Source organism: Acinetobacter sp. NIPH 542 (genome assembly GCF_000369825.1).
In the GTDB taxonomy this organism is placed as follows: domain Bacteria; phylum Pseudomonadota; class Gammaproteobacteria; order Pseudomonadales; family Moraxellaceae; genus Acinetobacter; species Acinetobacter oleivorans.
Genome location: NZ_KB850206.1, coordinates 2,117,083 through 2,134,016 on the forward strand (window position 1 = coordinate 2,117,083; position 16,934 = coordinate 2,134,016).

Annotated in this window: 14 protein-coding genes and 3 tRNA genes; 13 read left to right on the plus strand and 4 right to left on the minus strand. The window is 38.2% G+C overall.

Going from position 1 to position 16,934, the window contains the following annotated elements; translation table 11 throughout:
• The first annotated feature begins 84 nt into the window (after positions 1–84).
• Positions 85–468, plus strand: a complete 384-nt coding sequence (locus F886_RS15385) for a carboxymuconolactone decarboxylase family protein (protein WP_000043120.1) — start codon at positions 85–87, stop codon at positions 466–468.
• Positions 469–506: 38 nt separating this feature from the next.
• Here the strand turns inward: F886_RS15385 and F886_RS15390 are convergent, their stop codons facing one another.
• Entirely contained in the window at positions 507–1,043 is a 537-nt protein-coding gene (locus F886_RS15390; RefSeq protein ID WP_005307151.1) for a cysteine peptidase family C39 domain-containing protein, read from the minus strand.
• A 222-nt stretch (positions 1,044–1,265) separates the two neighbouring features.
• On the opposite strand from F886_RS15390, the gene ahcY reads away from it, so the two are divergent.
• From ahcY to F886_RS15420, 6 genes are all read left to right on the plus strand, one after another.
• On the plus strand, positions 1,266–2,648 hold the full coding sequence (gene ahcY, locus F886_RS15395; RefSeq protein WP_005307152.1) for an adenosylhomocysteinase: 1,383 nt from the start codon (positions 1,266–1,268) through the stop codon (positions 2,646–2,648).
• A 74-nt stretch (positions 2,649–2,722) separates the two neighbouring features.
• Complete coding sequence (gene metF, locus F886_RS15400) at positions 2,723–3,559, plus strand: methylenetetrahydrofolate reductase [NAD(P)H] (RefSeq protein ID WP_005307154.1); 837 nt, start codon at positions 2,723–2,725, stop codon at positions 3,557–3,559.
• 18 nt (positions 3,560–3,577) lie between these two features.
• Positions 3,578–4,300, plus strand: coding sequence for a 16S rRNA (uracil(1498)-N(3))-methyltransferase (locus F886_RS15405; RefSeq protein ID WP_005307157.1), 723 nt, complete (start codon positions 3,578–3,580; stop codon positions 4,298–4,300).
• Between the two features lie 134 nt (positions 4,301–4,434).
• On the plus strand, positions 4,435–7,287 hold the full coding sequence (locus F886_RS15410) for an EAL domain-containing protein (RefSeq protein ID WP_005307160.1): 2,853 nt from the start codon (positions 4,435–4,437) through the stop codon (positions 7,285–7,287).
• A gap of 238 nt (positions 7,288–7,525) precedes the next feature.
• Entirely contained in the window at positions 7,526–9,796 is a 2,271-nt protein-coding gene (locus F886_RS15415) for an NADP-dependent malic enzyme (protein ID WP_005307164.1), read from the plus strand.
• 91 nt (positions 9,797–9,887) lie between these two features.
• The gene (locus F886_RS15420; protein WP_005307166.1) at positions 9,888–11,126 is read left to right on the plus strand and encodes a multifunctional CCA addition/repair protein; all 1,239 of its coding nucleotides are present in this window, start codon (positions 9,888–9,890) and stop codon (positions 11,124–11,126) included.
• 44 nt (positions 11,127–11,170) lie between these two features.
• Here the strand turns inward: F886_RS15420 and F886_RS15425 are convergent, their stop codons facing one another.
• A complete protein-coding gene (locus F886_RS15425; protein ID WP_005307170.1) occupies positions 11,171–12,346 on the minus strand; it encodes a S1C family serine protease in 1,176 nt (391 codons plus the stop codon).
• 194 nt (positions 12,347–12,540) lie between these two features.
• Between F886_RS15425 and F886_RS15430 the strand changes: the two genes are divergently transcribed.
• From F886_RS15430 to F886_RS15455, 6 genes are all read left to right on the plus strand, one after another.
• A complete protein-coding gene (locus tag F886_RS15430) occupies positions 12,541–13,299 on the plus strand; it encodes a Nif3-like dinuclear metal center hexameric protein (protein WP_005307172.1) in 759 nt (252 codons plus the stop codon).
• 147 nt (positions 13,300–13,446) lie between these two features.
• The gene (locus F886_RS15435) at positions 13,447–14,073 is read left to right on the plus strand and encodes a superoxide dismutase (protein ID WP_003650584.1); all 627 of its coding nucleotides are present in this window, start codon (positions 13,447–13,449) and stop codon (positions 14,071–14,073) included.
• Positions 14,074–14,218: 145 nt separating this feature from the next.
• Positions 14,219–14,294 (plus strand) — tRNA-Asn (locus F886_RS15440).
• Between the two features lie 8 nt (positions 14,295–14,302).
• Positions 14,303–14,378 (plus strand) — tRNA-Asn (locus tag F886_RS15445).
• Positions 14,379–14,559: 181 nt separating this feature from the next.
• Positions 14,560–14,635 (plus strand) — tRNA-Asn (locus tag F886_RS15450).
• A 56-nt stretch (positions 14,636–14,691) separates the two neighbouring features.
• On the plus strand, positions 14,692–15,135 hold the full coding sequence (locus F886_RS15455; protein WP_005307176.1) for a DUF2726 domain-containing protein: 444 nt from the start codon (positions 14,692–14,694) through the stop codon (positions 15,133–15,135).
• Between the two features lie 11 nt (positions 15,136–15,146).
• On the opposite strand, the gene F886_RS15460 is transcribed toward F886_RS15455, so the two are convergent.
• Both F886_RS15460 and F886_RS15465 read right to left on the minus strand, forming a co-directional pair.
• Entirely contained in the window at positions 15,147–15,347 is a 201-nt protein-coding gene (locus tag F886_RS15460; protein ID WP_005307179.1) for a hypothetical protein, read from the minus strand.
• Between the two features lie 114 nt (positions 15,348–15,461).
• Entirely contained in the window at positions 15,462–16,919 is a 1,458-nt protein-coding gene (locus F886_RS15465) for an alpha/beta hydrolase family protein (protein WP_005307181.1), read from the minus strand.
• Positions 16,920–16,934 lie beyond the last annotated feature (15 nt).

The window sequence follows — 16,934 nt, forward strand, 5'->3', positions numbered from 1 at the left end:
ACTATTGCAATCACACTTGATTCACATTAATTAATAAACAGCCATAAAAGCGTCAATCGACGCTTTTATTTTTAGGAGAAATTAATGTCTAAGCAAGATTACGAAAATGGATTAAAAGTTCGCACAGAAGTGATGGGAGAAGCTTTTGTAAAACGCGCCCAAGAAAACACCGTACCCTTTACTCAGCCTTTACAAGACTGGATTAACGAGCATGCATGGGGATCGACTTGGCAGCGTGAAGGCGTATTACCACGTAAATATCGTTCATTAATTACTTTGGCAATGTTAACTGCACTTAAGTCACCCACAGAACTCAAAGGCCATGTTCGTGGTGCACTTAACAATGGCTGTACAGTTGAAGAGATTCAAGAAACTTTATTGCACAGCCTTCCATATTGTGGCGCACCTGCTACACAAGAAGCTTTTCGTGCTGCTTTAGAAGTGATTCAAGAATATCAACAAAAATAATTTCAATATGAGCCAGCAGCCTACTGGCTCTTTTTAATCTAATTTAATTTAGTCGAATGCATCTGAAAATTACGGTCGTCAATCACGATAGCCTGACGACAAATCCCTTCTACTTGACGTTGCTTTTCAAAAACTGCTGCTGACATCGGTTCAAAGCTATCAAAGAAACAGATATTTTTTTCATCTATTGAATACACAAGTGACTGGTTCCCCACTCCAGCTAGAGTATCGTAATAGACAATCACCATTTTGCCATTTTGAATTTCAGCTTGAATATCTTGATAGCTCAAGGCAGACCCTGTCGGTATTTTCAATACCTTTGCTTCTTTATAGCTCATTCGTTCACTTGGGCTAATATTAGGATCTTCATCTGAATGAAATGACACTTGAAATCCTAGTTTCTTTAATGCAACAGCTAAGGCAATAGTATAGGTGCCCCCTTCGTCGTATCGGCAAACTTTAATCAACTCAGCAACATCAATTTGTACTCCATGATGTTGAAGCACCATCCAAACCGCAAAAACACCACAGTTTGCTTCGAGGTTTGCTAGAGCTTGGGGAATATTTACTGCCATAATTTGAATCTATAAGGATAATTAGGCAGATAATAAACAAAACTGGATTGGCACTAAAAGCTTTTCCAAGTACAATGTTTCGCTAGTCGAGGGATGCTGCGACAAATGATCGGCACTAAAGATCAATTTGCCAGGCTCGACAATCGGTTAAACACTCGTTTTAACCAACAACGGCATCCGCGAACAGAACGATCCATACTATTTTTTCCCTAGGAGATCCTGATGAACGCGGTTAATGCTTCATTTACAGATTATAAAGTTGCTGACATCTCTCTTGCTGACTACGGTCGTAAAGAAATCAAACTTGCTGAAGCAGAAATGCCTGCTTTAATTGGTTTACGTAAACGTTATGCAGCGTCTAAACCACTTGCTGGTGCAAAAATCCTTGGTTGTATTCACATGACCATTCAAACAGCGGTTCTTATTGAAACGCTTGTTGAATTAGGTGCTGAAGTTCGTTGGACTTCATGTAACATTTTCTCGACTCAAGACCATGCTGCTGCTGCAATTGCTGCTCGCGGTATTCCTGTTTTTGCTTGGAAAGGCGAAACTGAAGAAGAATATGTATGGTGTCTTGAACAACAAGTGAATGTTAATGGTCAGCCTTGGGATGCCAACATGATCTTGGATGATGGCGGTGACTTAACTGCTCTTGTTCATGAAAAATACCCTGCTCTTTTAGAACGTATTCACGGAATTACTGAAGAAACGACTACAGGTGTTCAACGTCTTATCGAAATGTGGAAAGACGGTTCTTTGAAAGTACCTGCAATTAACGTAAATGACTCAGTTACTAAATCTAAAAACGACAACAAATATGGTTGCCGTCACTCATTAAATGATGCAATCAAACGCGCAACTGACATGCTTTTGTCTGGTCGTCGTGCGCTTGTGATCGGTTATGGTGACGTTGGTAAAGGCTCTGCTCAATCTTTACGTCAAGAAGGGATGATCGTTCGTGTAACTGAAGTTGATCCAATTTGTGCAATGCAAGCATGTATGGATGGCTATGAAGTTGTATCTCCATACAAAAACGGCGTACAAACAGGCAAAAAAGAAGATATTAACCACGACTTACTTGGCAACACTGACCTTGTTGTAACGACTACTGGTAACTACCACGTATGTGATGCTGCAATGTTAGATAGCTTAAAAGCTGGTGCAGTTGTATGTAACATCGGTCACTTCGACACAGAAATCGACACAGCTTATTTACGTGGTTACAAGTGGGTTGAAGTTAAGCCACAAGTTCACCAAGTTTATCGTTCTGAAGATGAAAATAACTACCTCATTCTTCTTTCTGAAGGTCGCCTTGTAAACCTAGGTAATGCAACTGGTCACCCATCACGCGTGATGGACGGTTCTTTTGCTAACCAAGTGCTAGGTCAAATTCACTTATTCCAAGAGAAATTTGCTGACCTTCCTGCAAGTGAAAAAGCTGCAAAAATTCGTGTAGAAGTTCTTCCGAAGAAACTTGACGAAGAAGTTGCTGCGGCAATGGTTGCAGGTTTTGGCGGTGTACTTACTCAGTTAACTCAAGAGCAAGCTGGCTATTTAGGTGTTGCTGTTGAGGGACCATTCAAGTCTGACGCTTACAAATACTAAGAACTTAAGGGCAGACGGTGAACCGACTGCCCTTTTTTCTAAAAATATTGTTTCGCTGTTTACAAGGATTTGACATGACTAAACGTATACCCATTTCTTTTGAGTTTTTCCCACCGAAAACTGATGCCGGTGCTGAAAAACTTCGTATTGTTCATCAAGAATTACAACTATTAAATCCAGATTTCTTCTCGATTACATATGGTGCTGGTGGTTCTACTCGCGAACGTACTCTTGCTGCTATTGACGATTTCAATGGTAAAGGTACACCAGTTGCACCTCACCTTTCATGCATTGGTGATGATAAAGCGCGTATTGCTGAGTTACTAGATTTATATAAAACCCAAGGCATTAACCGTATTGTCGCTTTACGCGGTGACTTACCTTCTGGTCAAGTCGGGCTTGGCGAACTTCCTTATGCTCAAGATTTAGTACGTTTTATTCGTGAGCATTCAGGTGATCATTTTCATATAGAAGTTGCAGCTTATCCTGAAATGCACCCTCAAGCTGAAAACCTTGATTCAGATATCCAACGTTTTATTGAAAAAGTACAAGCTGGCGCTAATGCAGGAATTACACAATTCTTCTTTAATCCAGACTCATACTTTTATTTTATTGAGCGTCTGGAAAAAGCTGGAATCAATATTCCGGTGGCTCCTGGCATTATGCCTATTACCAATGCTAGCAATTTAATTCGCTTTGCTGATGGTACTGGCGCAGAGATTCCTCGTTGGATCCGTAAACAATTACAAGCCTATGGCGATGACAGCGAGAGTATTAAAGCTTTTGGTCATGAAGTTGTTGTGAAGCTATGTGAACACCTGATCGCAGGTGGTGCACCAAGCTTACATTTCTATTCAATGAATCAAGTCGAACCAACTCGTCAACTCGTTGTTGATCTTGGTTTAAATTAATTTTGTAAGGCGTACCCAATGAATCGTTTTTTTATCGAAACTGAACTTACAGTTGGTTCAACTATTCAACTAACTGAATCAGTATTTCATCATTGGGTGCGTGTCTTACGTGCACAATTACAAGAACAAGCGACTCTATTTAATGGCCAAGGTGGCGAATATCTCGCGACATTAAGCGAAATTAATAAAAAAAATGCGTTTGTCACAATTGAGAATTTCAACCCTAATAACCGTAATGCCCCATTTAAAGCAGTTCTTGGTCAGGTCATGAGTAAAGGTGACCGAATGGATTATGCCATTCAGAAAGCCACTGAACTTGGCGTAAGCAAGATTCAGCTTTTAACCAGTGACCGCTGTGAAATGCGTTTAAAGTATGACCGAGATCAAAAAAAATTAGATCACTGGCAAGCTGTTGCAATTGCAGCCTGTGAGCAATGTGGCTTGAACTTGGTCCCAGAAGTATTAGCCCCTATTTCTCTTAATGAATGGTTAAGTTCTTCAGAACTTCCTCAATCTAAATTTGTTTTAGCGCCAGAAAAAGAACAAAAAGATGTATTAGCAGGCATACAACCTGAACTTGCCTTGTTAATTGGACCAGAAGGCGGTTTAAGCGAGAATGAAATTACTCAAGCCAATCAAGCTGGTTTTATGAACTGGTGTATTGGTGATCGTGTTTTACGTACAGAAACTGCGCCAGTCGTCGCCTTATCTATTTTAAATTATCGGTTTTTATCCACCTAAGTTCTTTGAACATTGATTAAATCGCTATTTAAAGTTAATTTACTTTTATTGTATGAATAAAATTTCAAATTCTTTATCACTGATAAATCAGATTCTTTCTGTATATATGTAAAAAAATAGGATAGAAAAATCTTATGTCTGGGCTTCAGGAAGAATATTTACAGCATCAAACAAAAATTGAGCAGCTAAAACTTTCAATTCAATATATACGCTGGTATTTGGTTAGCTTAATACTGCTATGTCTCATTTCATACGCTATTTTTTCTTATTATTTTTTATCTTCAATAACAATATTTAACTGGTCTATGGGCCTCACTATTGCATCTCTTATCTGCCTATTATTTGTTCCAAATATTTTAACGCACTATCGTACTATTAATTTTATTAAAAAAGCTGATCTTATCTTACAAAGTATTTGTTTTATTTCAGGAATTTTATTAGGGGCAACCGTTACGGTTATTCACTTTTATCTTCCTCAAGAGCTTGTCACCCTACCAGATGCTCATATTTTAATTGCTTTGTTTATCACTTCTGCCCATATCATTGGACTGACTTTTTTAACGCAACAACCTCGATACTTTTATCTCTTATTTATTCCAAGTACATTACCCCTATTAATTGCTCAATTTACACATACACCCATTACTCAGCTGCCTTTTTATTTCGCCTATAACATCGCTTTCATAGCTACCATACTCTGTGCATACGCAACTCAACGTAACTATCAAAAAATTTCTCAACTATTATTTAGAAATAAACAGCTCATTCAAATTTCAGAACAACATACCCAGTGGGCTGAAGAGTTATGTGTACAACTTCAACAAGAAGTGAATAAATCGAAAGATATTGAAGCCCAGCTCCAATTTAATAACCATTTACTAGAACAAAAGGTACGTGAACGCACATACGATCTCACTAAAATGAATGAGCAACTCGAAAGCCACCACTACAATTTAGCTTTTGCAAATGAAACGGCAGGCATTCGACCTTGGGACTGGGATATTGAAAATCAAAAATTAGAAATTACGTTTTTTGATCAACAAAAGCAGACACAAACGACCGTTATTCATCTCAATACTATTTTAGACCGCGTACATCCAAGTGATAAAAAACTGTTTAACGAGCGCTTAAAGCAACATCTGGAAGGAATTACAGATCATTTTAATATCAATTTCAGGATTTTACGTCGAGATGGTTCATGGCGATGGATTCATGATGTAGGTCGTGTCATTACCAGAGATCCCAAAACACAAAAAGCGCTTCGTATGGTTGGGATGACCCGAGATATACATCAAGAGAAAAAAGACCAAGAACACTTAAGACTATCGGCAATTGTGCTTGAACAAGCAGCAGAAGGCATATTCATTTTAGATGAACACCTGAACTATATTGATATTAACCCTTACTACGAAAAATTAACTGGATTTTCTAAATCAGAACTTCTAAATAAAGAATTATTTAGCATTGCGATTAATCAAAAAGAATTACAACAACAATTTCATACCTCAATTACCCAACAACTCCTCGAAACTGGGGAATATATGGGCCAATTTGATGAAAAGTTTAGTTCTGGCAAAAGCGTCTATTTGTGGTTACACATCAATGTGGTCAAAGATGAGTTCCATCAAATTACAAATTATATTGGATTTGCACGTGACCTCACTGAGCAAAAACGTCAAGAACAACATCTATCCTATTTAAAAAATTACGATAGTCTCACCCACTTGCCTAATCGTCTTTACTATTACAATCAATTACATCAATATCTTGTAAACCCTTCATATAACATTAAAAATTTAGCACTAATACGAGTAAATATTGACCGCTTTCGCGCTTTTAATGAATTTTTAAATAATGATAGTGGTGATGAACTCCTTAAACAGTTCGCACAACGATTACGCTTAATCAATATTAATGCAATTTTGGTTGCCTATTTAAATAGTGACGATTTTGCAATTATTTATGAAATTTCTCCAATTCATCCAAATATTGAGCAATATTGCCAAAACATCCTGCAAGCGCTCAACGCACCTTTTTATATTGATAATCACGAATATTTTATTACAGCATCTATCGGTGTGGCATGCTTTCCTGAGCATGGCCGGCAAATTGACCATCTTAATAACCATGCAGAACAAGCACTTTCAGAAGCAAAGCGCTTAGGGGGCAACACCATTTCTTACTATTGCAATAAAGCAGAGCATCCATATAAAACTGCTGATTTAGAACAAGAGTTACGTAAAGCCATTCAAAATGATGAATTTGTCATTTATTACCAACCCAAAATTAATCTACTAGATCAATCTATTATAGGTTTTGAAGCATTAATTCGTTGGCAACATCCTGAAAAAGGATTAGTCATGCCAAATATGTTTATACCTTTTGCTGAGCGTAGTAGCCTGATTTCAGATATTGGTAAAGTCGTTTTAGATAAAGTTGGAAAACAATTACAAGAATGGAAAAACGCGGGCTACACAAACGCTCAAGTCTCTGTAAATATTGTTGCTCAGCAAATACATCGTGGCTTATTACTTAATGATCTAGATGAAGTTTTGCAAAAATATAATATTCAAGGTTCTGATCTTGAACTTGAAATTACTGAGTCGGCTTTATTAGACAATACGGATAACGTCAAAACGCTATTACACGCGATAAAACAACGAGATATTTCAATTGCTCTAGATGACTTCGGTACAGGTTATTCCTCTTTGGCTTACCTGACAGAGTATCCAATTGATGTACTAAAAATTGACCGTGCTTTCATTTCGAAAATTGGTGATCACAAACAAGAAGCGATTGTAAATGCCATGATTGCAATGGGTAAAAGTATGGGTCTTAAATTGGTTGCCGAAGGTGTAGAAACAGAAGAACAAGTTGCCTATCTGCAAAAACAGCAATGTGATTTTTTACAAGGCTATTTCTTTAGCCGCCCTATCCCAGCTGAGCAGATTATTCCTTATCTACAAACAGATTCGCATATTTATTAATTGTTCCAACTCTCTATTTTTACATATGCTGCTTTTTCCAAAAATGAGCGTTTTTGACTGTGAGAAATAAAGAAGTAGTGTTATATTCTTTAGCATTTAGCTCACTACAGGGCTATTGGCAATTCGTCTACTATTCTCTTAATTGGTAAAAATTAAAGCATAGTAAAAGAACTGAGTTGCCTTCTCCCTGAATGAGTGATTTGACTAGTTTGCTTTTTTGTATCAAATAGAGACTCAGATGGACGATCAATCTTTAAAACAGGCCGCTTTAAATTACCATGAATATCCAAACCCAGGGAAAATCAGCGTTACCCCAAGTAAGCAACTTGTCAACCAACGAGATTTGGCTTTAGCCTACTCACCCGGAGTTGCTGCGCCATGTTTAGAGATTGAACGTGATCCTTCAACTGCTGCTAAATATACAGCTCGCGGAAACTTGGTTGCTGTAGTAACTAACGGTACAGCTGTTCTTGGTTTAGGTAATATTGGCCCATTGGCTTCTAAACCTGTAATGGAAGGTAAAGGCGTTCTCTTCAAAAAGTTTGCTGGTGTAGATGTTTTTGACATCGAAATTGCAGAAAACGATCCAGATAAAATTGTAGATATCGTTGCCTCTCTTGAGCCAACTTTCGGTGGTATCAACCTCGAAGATATTAAAGCGCCTGAATGTTTCTATATTGAAAAGAAACTTCGTGAACGTATGAAGATTCCTGTATTCCATGACGATCAACATGGTACAAGTATTATTGTAGGTTCTGCTTTGCTCAATGCATTGCAACTTGTAAATAAGAAAATTGAAGAAATCAAAATTGTAGCTTCAGGTGCAGGTGCAGCAGCACTTTCATGTTTAGACTTGCTTTGTGCGCTTGGTGCTAAAAAAGAAAATATCATTGTTGCCGACTCTCGTGGTCTATTAACCACTTCACGTGAAGGCTTAGACGAATCTAAAAAACGTTATGTTCAAGATATTTCAGCATCTCAGCTTCATGAAGTAATGGCTGGCGCTGATATGTTCTTGGGTCTTTCTGCTGCTGGTATTCTCACCAAAGAAATGGTGAAACAGATGGCTGAGAACCCTATTATTTTTGCTTTGGCAAACCCAGATCCAGAAATTTTACCTGAACATGCACATGAAGTACGTTCTGACGTCATTATGGCAACTGGTCGTTCTGACTATCCAAACCAAGTAAACAACGCATTATGTTTCCCATACATTTTCCGTGGTGCACTTGACGTTGGCGCAACTACGATTAATGAAGACATGAAAATTGCATGTGTACATGCAATTGCGCGTATGGCTCATGTTGAAGCTGATGCAGCAACATATGGTGAAAAATCTGCTTCATTTGGCCGTGACTATTTAATTCCACGCCCACTTGATCAACGTTTAATTTTAGAAATTGCACCAGCAGTTGCTAAAGCTGCAATGGACTCAGGTGTAGCAACTCGTCCTATCGAAGATTTCGCGGTGTATCGTCAAAAATTGTCTGAGTTTGTATATAACTCTGCATTCTTGATGAAACCAATTTTTGCTCAAGCAAAAGCTGATCCAAAGCGTATTGCATATGCGGAAGGTGAAGACGAGCGCGTATTACGTGCAGTACAAATTGCTGTTGATGAAGATTTAGCTAAACCAATTTTAGTAGGTCGTACTGCTGTAATTGAAGCAAATATCAAAAAATTAGGCCTACGTTTACAACATGGCGTAAATATTGAGATTGTTGATCAAGAACAAAACCCGATGTATGAAGAGTTTTGGAAAGATTACTATCAAACAATGCAACGCAAAGGCATCACTGTTGAATATGCTCAACGTGAAGCTCGCCGCCGTTCAACGTTAATTGCATCTCTACTGGTTAAATTCGGTAAAGCAGATGGTATGTTATGTGGTACTTACAGTAGCTATAACATTCACCTTGACTTTGTACGCAATGTTATCGGTCTTAAAGAAGGCATGAATAACTTCTTCACATTAAATGCATTAATGCTTGAAGATCGTAATTTGTTCATTGCAGATACTTATGTAAATACTAACCCGACTGCTGAACAACTTGCTGAAATGACTATTTTGGCAGCTGAAGAAGTACGTCGCTTTGGTATTACTCCACGCGTAGCACTTCTTTCTCATTCAAGTTTTGGTAGCGATCAAACTGATTCAAGTGCTCAAAAAATGCGTGAAGTTTATCGTATTTTATCTGAGCAAGCTCCTGAGCTTGAAGTTGAAGGTGAAATGCATGGTGATGCAGCATTAGACGAAAGCATTCGCCAATTTGCATTCCCTGGTTCACGTTTTAAAGGTTCTGCAAACTTGCTCATTATGCCAAACCTAGATGCAGCAAATATTTCATTTAACTTGTTGAAAGCGACTTCTGGTAACAACGTTACTATTGGTCCAATTTTGCTTGGCGCAGCAAAACCTGTTCATATTTTGACACCGACAGCAACGACTCGTCGTCTTATCAATATGACTGCTTTAACTGTTGCGGAAATCCAACAACAAGAAAAGTAATTTAGAAAGAGCTTTTTACGAAAAGCCTGTCTAATGACTTGAGAAAACCTCTATTCTGTAGCATGATTGCTTGAAGAATAGAGGTTTTTTCATGCAAGTGTATTTAGTAGGCGGTGCCGTCCGAGATTCTCTACTTGGGCATCCCTATCAAGAAAAAGACTATGTTGTGGTCGGAGCAACACCTGAACATATGCTCGCCCAAGGTTTTCAACCTGTAGGCAAAGATTTTCCTGTGTTTCTTCATCCTGAAACGAAAGAAGAATATGCACTTGCACGTACTGAGCGAAAGTCCGGTAAGGGTTATCACGGTTTTCAGTTTTTTACTGATACCACGGTAAGTTTAGAAGAAGATTTAATTCGCCGTGATTTAACCATCAATGCCATAGCAATGGATCAAGATGGCAAATTATATGACCCCTATGGCGGTCAAACTGATTTAGAAAATAAAACCTTACGACATGTTTCAGAAGCTTTTGCTGAAGACCCTTTACGTGTTTTACGTGTCGCACGCTTTGCAGCTCGATATTCTGCATATGGCTTTCATATTGCACCTGAAACCTTACAACTCATGCAAACGATGGCCGAGTCAGGTGAACTTGATGCATTAACACCAGAACGTGTGTGGAAAGAAACTTCACGTGCACTCTTAGAAGATCATGCAGATATTTATTTTCAGACATTACGAGATTGCGGTGCGTTAAAACATCTTTTCCCTGAAATTGACGCATTGTTTGGTGTACCACAACGCCCTGAATATCATCCTGAAGTAGACTGCGGCATACATACCCTAATGTCTTTACAACAAGCATGTAAATCAAACTACTCGCTTGATGTTCGATTTGCTGTTTTAGTACATGATTTAGGTAAAGCATTAACGCCAGTTAATGAACTTCCGCGCCATATCATGCATGAAGAACGTGGCGTGAAACCCGTTACCGAACTATGCGAACGTTTAAAAGTTCCAACTCAAACTCGACAGTTGGCATTATCGGTGTGTAAAGAGCATTTAAAATGTCATCAGATTATGTCTTTAAAACCAGGAACGGTATGGCGTTTATTACAACGCCTTGATGTATTACGCCGTCCTGAAAGAGTCGAGGCTTTTGTACAGGCGTGTGAGTGCGATGCTAGAGGAAGACTAGGTCTAGAAGATCGCCCCTATCCTCAAGCTCAATATATGTTAGATGCAATGCAAGTGGTTCGTTCTATTAAAGTTCAGGATTTACCTGAAAACATTAAAGGTGCTGAAATTGGAGAAATGTTAATTCAGTACCGCATTGATGCTTTAACTGAGTTCAAACATCAACATCAGACACCGACACATTCTTAATTTAAGCTAATAAAAAAAGCCTCATTACGAGGCTTTTTTTTATTTTACTGTTTAGGTAACGGTATATATTGAGATTGACTATTTTGGTTTTTTCTTTCGCCAACTGTTACTACAAAGTTTTCTTGCTTCCCAGCTCGCTCAACCACTACATTAATTTCGCTATTAGGCGCTTGTAATGCAACGTAATTAATCAAATGAGATGCCGAAGTGATTGGTTCATTATTTACTTGAACAATCTTATCACCAACTTTTATACCTGCTGAAGCCGCTGGACCACTTTTTAATACATCAGCAACAACTACACCAATTTGCTGTTTTGGTGCCAAGACATCGTCTTGTGTAGGTGGTACTAAACTAATGCCTAACCATCCACGAACTACACGACCATCTTTCAAAATCGAGTTTAATACTTGTTGGCAAATTTTAGCTGGAATTGCGAAGCCAATACCTAAAGAACCACCTGACTGAGAGAAAATAGCTGTGTTTACTCCAATTAAATTACCAGCAACATCAATTAATGCACCACCTGAGTTACCTGGATTAATTGCGGCGTCGGTTTGAATAAAGTCTTCATAGGTATTAATGCCTAAATCAGAGCGCTCAGTGGCAGAAATAATACCTTGAGTTACCGTTTGCCCTACACCAAATGGGTTACCAATCGCCAAGACAACATCACCCACTTCGTTACCGCTGAGCTTAAATGGCAACACAGGTAATTTATCTAAATCGATTTTAATGACTGCTAAATCTGTATCTGGATCCGTTCCAACAATCGTTGCTTCCGCACGACGTCCGTCACGTAATGCAACTACAATTTGATCAGCTTGAGCAATCACATGATTATTGGTAAGAATATAACCATCAGCACGTACAATAACCCCAGAGCCTAAACTATTTTCATTTTGCTGTTGTTGTTCAGGAACCTGATTTCCAAAAAATTCGCGGAATACTGGATCGCTTAACAATGGATGATTTTTTTTAACTTTTTGGGTCGTAAAAATATTAACAACTGCCGGCGCTGCAACTTTTACCGCAGCACTATAAGACACCACCCCGCCCGTTCGTGAAGTATCAACCAATGGCTCAACTTTCTCGGCAGGCATTTGTACCCCATCAACTGCAACAGTTGGTTTCGGTTGATGGTATTTTTGCCATGCAATAAAACTGGCAATTACAATAATAAGTAACACCCAAGGTAACCATGTAAAGGTGCGGCGCACGTTTAGATCCTCTACGAAAAGAAGTTTTTAATTAAATTAATATATTGAACAAAAAGAGTTTTCAGTTAAGCATTTTAAATTAAATATGTCGATATACACAAAAAACTCAAAAAAGATTTGTCTAGCTTTAGTTACACAACAAAATATGTTTCTATAGCTTTAGCAATTATTTACTACTCAATTCAGGAAATATCATGGCGAATTTGCATGAAATTATTCAGTGGTGCGACCAAACCTTAAAAGCAGCAGAATTTAAAGATTACGCACCAAATGGCCTGCAAATTGAAGGTTCAACTGAAGTAAAACGTATCGTTTGTGCGGTTACTGCTTCCGAAGGCGCGATTGATGCAGCAATTGCTCAAAATGCGGATCTATTACTTGTACATCATGGTTATTTTTGGAAAGGCGAACCGTACCCAATTACAGGAATGCGCGGTAACCGCATTAAAAAACTTATTCAAAATAATATTTCATTAGTCGCTTACCATCTGCCGTTAGATGCCCACCCAACTTTGGGCAACAATGTAGCCATTGCAGAGAAATTAAATTTACAGAATTTAGAACCACTTGATTTAACCGAGAAACATCCGATTGGTAATATTGGGTATTTAGAGCAAGCACTTTCTGTGGACGAATTTAAAGCAAAACTACAAAACAGTTTTGATTTTAAGGTGATTCATTTACCAGCAGGAAAACAAAGCATTCAAAAAGTAGGTTTCTGTACAGGCGGCGCTCAAGATTTTATTGCTAAAGCAGCTTTGCAAAATTGTGATGCTTATATTTCAGGCGAAGTCAGTGAACGAACTTTCTATGAAGCAAAAGAATTAGGTGTTCACTATTTTGCTTGTGGTCATCATGCAACTGAACGTTATGGAGTTCAGCGATTGGCACAAGCAATTTCACAGCAGTTCGCTATTGAAAGTGAATATTTTGAATTGAATAATCCGATTTAATTAAGTCTTTTTTTCAATCTGTGTTATGCGTATTAATTAGATCTTTATTGTGTATAGTTCTTTAAAACGATGCCCTATTGTGAACAGAATCATTTACAATAGAGCCACTTAATATTGTATAACCCAGCAAATGCAAGGAATAGGAACATGACAACCATTACTTTACCTGCACTTCCATATGGCTATGATGATTTAGCGCCACATATCAGTAAAGAAACTTTAGAATACCATCACGATAAACACCACAATACCTATGTTGTTAACTTAAACAACTTAATCAAAGGAACTGACCTTGAAGGTAAAACTTTAGAAGAAATCATCAAAGCAACTGCTGGTGATGCATCTAAAGCTGGTATTTTCAACAACGCTGCTCAAGTTTGGAACCATACATTCTACTGGAATTCTATGAAGCCAAATGGTGGTGGTAAACCTACTGGCGCAATCGCTGCTAAAATTGAAGAAGCTTTTGGTAGCTACGAAAAATTTGCAGAAGAATTTGCTGCTGCGGCAACAACTCAATTCGGTTCAGGTTGGGCTTGGTTAGTTGCTGATGAAGTAAACGGTAAATTATCTATTACTAAAACTTCTAATGCAGACACTCCACTTGCACATGGTCAAATTGCTGTATTAACAATTGACGTATGGGAACATGCTTACTACATCGATTTCCGTAACTTACGTCCTAAATACATCGCAACTTTCTTAGAAAGCCTAGTGAACTGGGACTATGCAAATGCAAAACTTGCAGGCCAACCAGCAGGCGTAGAGAAATAATTTTATTTCTTTATAAAAACCACCCTATTTTGGGTGGTTTTTTTATTTTTAATACGACAAAAGCATATTAATCAAGCAAACGATTCATTTTCTTTAATATTCTTATTGACGCTTTTAGATTTCATCCATAAAATGCGCATCAGATTCTCCAATAGCTCAGTCGGTAGAGCGACGGACTGTTAATCCGCAGGTCCCTGGTTCGAGCCCAGGTTGGAGAGCCATCTACTAATCTCCCATAGCTCAGTCGGTAGAGCGACGGACTGTTAATCCGCAGGTCCCTGGTTCGAGCCCAGGTGGGAGAGCCAAGATTCTAAAAGCCCGCATCTATTGCGGGCTTTTTCTTATCTAATCATTTAATAATTTTCTATTATTTTTAATAAAATCAATGTTTCGAATATTTTTAAACCAAACGATTAGATATTCTGACTAATTCCGTTATTAAGACTTGACCCAGCCCTCTTTCCTCCCTAAAATCCTTTTCCAGATTCTCCAATAGCTCAGTCGGTAGAGCGACGGACTGTTAATCCGCAGGTCCCTGGTTCGAGCCCAGGTTGGAGAGCCAAGATTCTTAAAAACCCACTCATCATGAGTGGGTTTTTATTTGTATGATGCCTTCACATGTTCGAATCGAGTCACTTATTTTTTATTGTTTTAGGTTGCTTAAGCACCTGCATTTTTCTTGTTGTTTGTTTACGCCCCTATTTATTTCCAAAACAAAAATTCTTTGCTCGTCCTGTCATTACGAACTTTGAAACTCAGATGTTTATTCGTTTAAAACAAAGTTTTCCAAGTTATCATGTTTTAGCACAAGTGGCTTTTAGTGCTTTGATTACCAGCAATGACTATAAAATTCGTAGTCAGTTCAACCGTAAAGTTACCGATTTCGTTGTGCTTAACGACAAGATGGAAGTAATTGCCATTATTGAGCTAGATGACCCTACTCATCTTGAAAAAGCAGAAGAAGACCGTATTCGTGATCAAATGCTCACAGAAGCAGGTTATCTAGTAAGACGTTATACAAACATCCCAAGTGTACGTCAGCTACAAAAGGATATTCATTAAAAGCATTGTTATTATTTCTTTTCAGAACTTACTGCTTCTTTTTCAGCTATTCTTTTTTCCATCTCTAAACGTTGCTGTTCATATTGTTTTTTAGTCTTAGCATCACTCTTTGCAGCCAAGAAAAGTATTCCAATAATAAAAAAAGGAATAAGCAAACCTAATCCCATTAATAACCAAGGAACAGATTTTTTTTCAACAGGTTGCTGGCTCATGACTAACTTCAAACTCAAACGATATCAATTTTAATATGCGTGACAATATAACAAAAAGAGCCGCTATAAAGTGGCTCTTTTTTAAAGCTAATTTTTTAATTAGATAATTAAATCTTAGAATTTACCTGTGCAGTGAGGACTTTGGCTAGCATCCTTCTGAGCATCTGTTAGTACAATACCCGTACCAGCTGACATATTTGCTTGAATGAAATCTACAGCATTGGCATTTTGACATATGATTGCTTGTGTATGGGTTGCATTCGGTACAATAGTTAGCTTATAGCCTTTATCATAGGCTGCTTGTGGGAAAAATTTCAAAGCATTCGCTTTCATATTCGCGAATAAACCTTGTGTGACTACAGGCAATACAGCTTGATCTTTTTCACCTTGAATAATAAATACAGGTGTTTTAATGACTTTCTCGACTGTAGCATTCGTCGCAGGTTGGGTTGCTGTCAAAAAGTTTTGAACAACTTGATCTGCCTTAAATTTATTCAGATCAATACCATACTGTGTAATTTGATGTGTAGGATCAGCCAAGAAAGTTAAGATTCCTGCTTTAAATTTCTCTTGCAAGCCATTTGCACTATCAGGTGCAGGATAACTTAAACATGCACCATCATCACCTGTACGCCCATAAGCCAATTCTGCAACGTCAGCCGCTCCTGATGTAAAAATTGTCTTAAAGTCATAGTTTGGTTGCTGTGCTTTAATCCCTGCACTTGCGAATGCTGCATATGCTAACAACTCAGCATAACCCTCTGCAGTTTTATCAATTGTAGGTACAGCAAGTGCTAGTGGATCATTGGGAGACATTTGACCTGCAGCAATCGCTGCATCAATCTGTCTACGTGCTGTAATTGCCTGATCTAATTTACTAAGCTTATAACCACTGTCTTGATTCATTGCAGGATCAATATAAATTTGAATAATTGTTCCCAAGCTTGAAGCAGGTGCTCCAGCTACAGCACCCTTATAACTTGCATCCGTATTGGCAAATTCAGCAGTACCTAAAGATGCATGCCCACCTTGTGACTGACCAATCGACATCCAGTCACCCTTTAACTGGGCACCATAATGCTCTTTTACCGCTTTAACTGCAGCAAGCGCTGATTTTGCTTCACTAGATAAGTTTAAGTACGGATGCACTCCTGGTGTACCTAAACCCTCATAATCTGGTGCCACAATCACATAACCAGCCGCCAATAAAGTCTCAGCTAGGATTTTAAATCGTGGATTAATTGTATTCTTACTTGGCGCACAACCATCACCCACCCCAACAGTTCCATGCTCCCACACGACCACGCGGTAACCATCTTTAGGCTGAGTCGCTTTGGGGAACAATACCAGTGCTGTGGCAGTTGCTGTTTTTCCTTGAACATTTGCCATGTTATAAGTCATTACTTTAATCGTTGAAGCATTATCAACTTGATCTATAGCGTAATTACTTTCAGACAGATAGGTTTTATCAGGGTTTACGCCAACATAGTCATCATCATTGTCATTACATGCTGCAAGAAATAATGTTGAAACCGATAATGTTATAGCTAAAGCAATTTTTGACCGTTTCATAGAATATCCTTTTTT

Coding starts and splice junctions, on each gene's coding strand:
- ahcY (WP_005307152.1), top strand. CDS start 1,266: ATGAACGCGGTTAATGCTTCATTTACAGATTATAAAGTTGCTGACATC.
- F886_RS15415 (WP_005307164.1), top strand. CDS start 7,526: ATGGACGATCAATCTTTAAAACAGGCCGCTTTAAATTACCATGAATAT.
- F886_RS15455 (WP_005307176.1), top strand. CDS start 14,692: ATGTTCGAATCGAGTCACTTATTTTTTATTGTTTTAGGTTGCTTAAGC.
- F886_RS15465 (WP_005307181.1), bottom strand. CDS start 16,919: ATGAAACGGTCAAAAATTGCTTTAGCTATAACATTATCGGTTTCAACA.
- metF (WP_005307154.1), top strand. CDS start 2,723: ATGACTAAACGTATACCCATTTCTTTTGAGTTTTTCCCACCGAAAACT.
- F886_RS15460 (WP_005307179.1), bottom strand. CDS start 15,347: ATGAGCCAGCAACCTGTTGAAAAAAAATCTGTTCCTTGGTTATTAATG.
- F886_RS15390 (WP_005307151.1), bottom strand. CDS start 1,043: ATGGCAGTAAATATTCCCCAAGCTCTAGCAAACCTCGAAGCAAACTGT.
- F886_RS15405 (WP_005307157.1), top strand. CDS start 3,578: ATGAATCGTTTTTTTATCGAAACTGAACTTACAGTTGGTTCAACTATT.
- F886_RS15420 (WP_005307166.1), top strand. CDS start 9,888: ATGCAAGTGTATTTAGTAGGCGGTGCCGTCCGAGATTCTCTACTTGGG.
- F886_RS15435 (WP_003650584.1), top strand. CDS start 13,447: ATGACAACCATTACTTTACCTGCACTTCCATATGGCTATGATGATTTA.
- F886_RS15410 (WP_005307160.1), top strand. CDS start 4,435: ATGTCTGGGCTTCAGGAAGAATATTTACAGCATCAAACAAAAATTGAG.
- F886_RS15430 (WP_005307172.1), top strand. CDS start 12,541: ATGGCGAATTTGCATGAAATTATTCAGTGGTGCGACCAAACCTTAAAA.
- F886_RS15385 (WP_000043120.1), top strand. CDS start 85: ATGTCTAAGCAAGATTACGAAAATGGATTAAAAGTTCGCACAGAAGTG.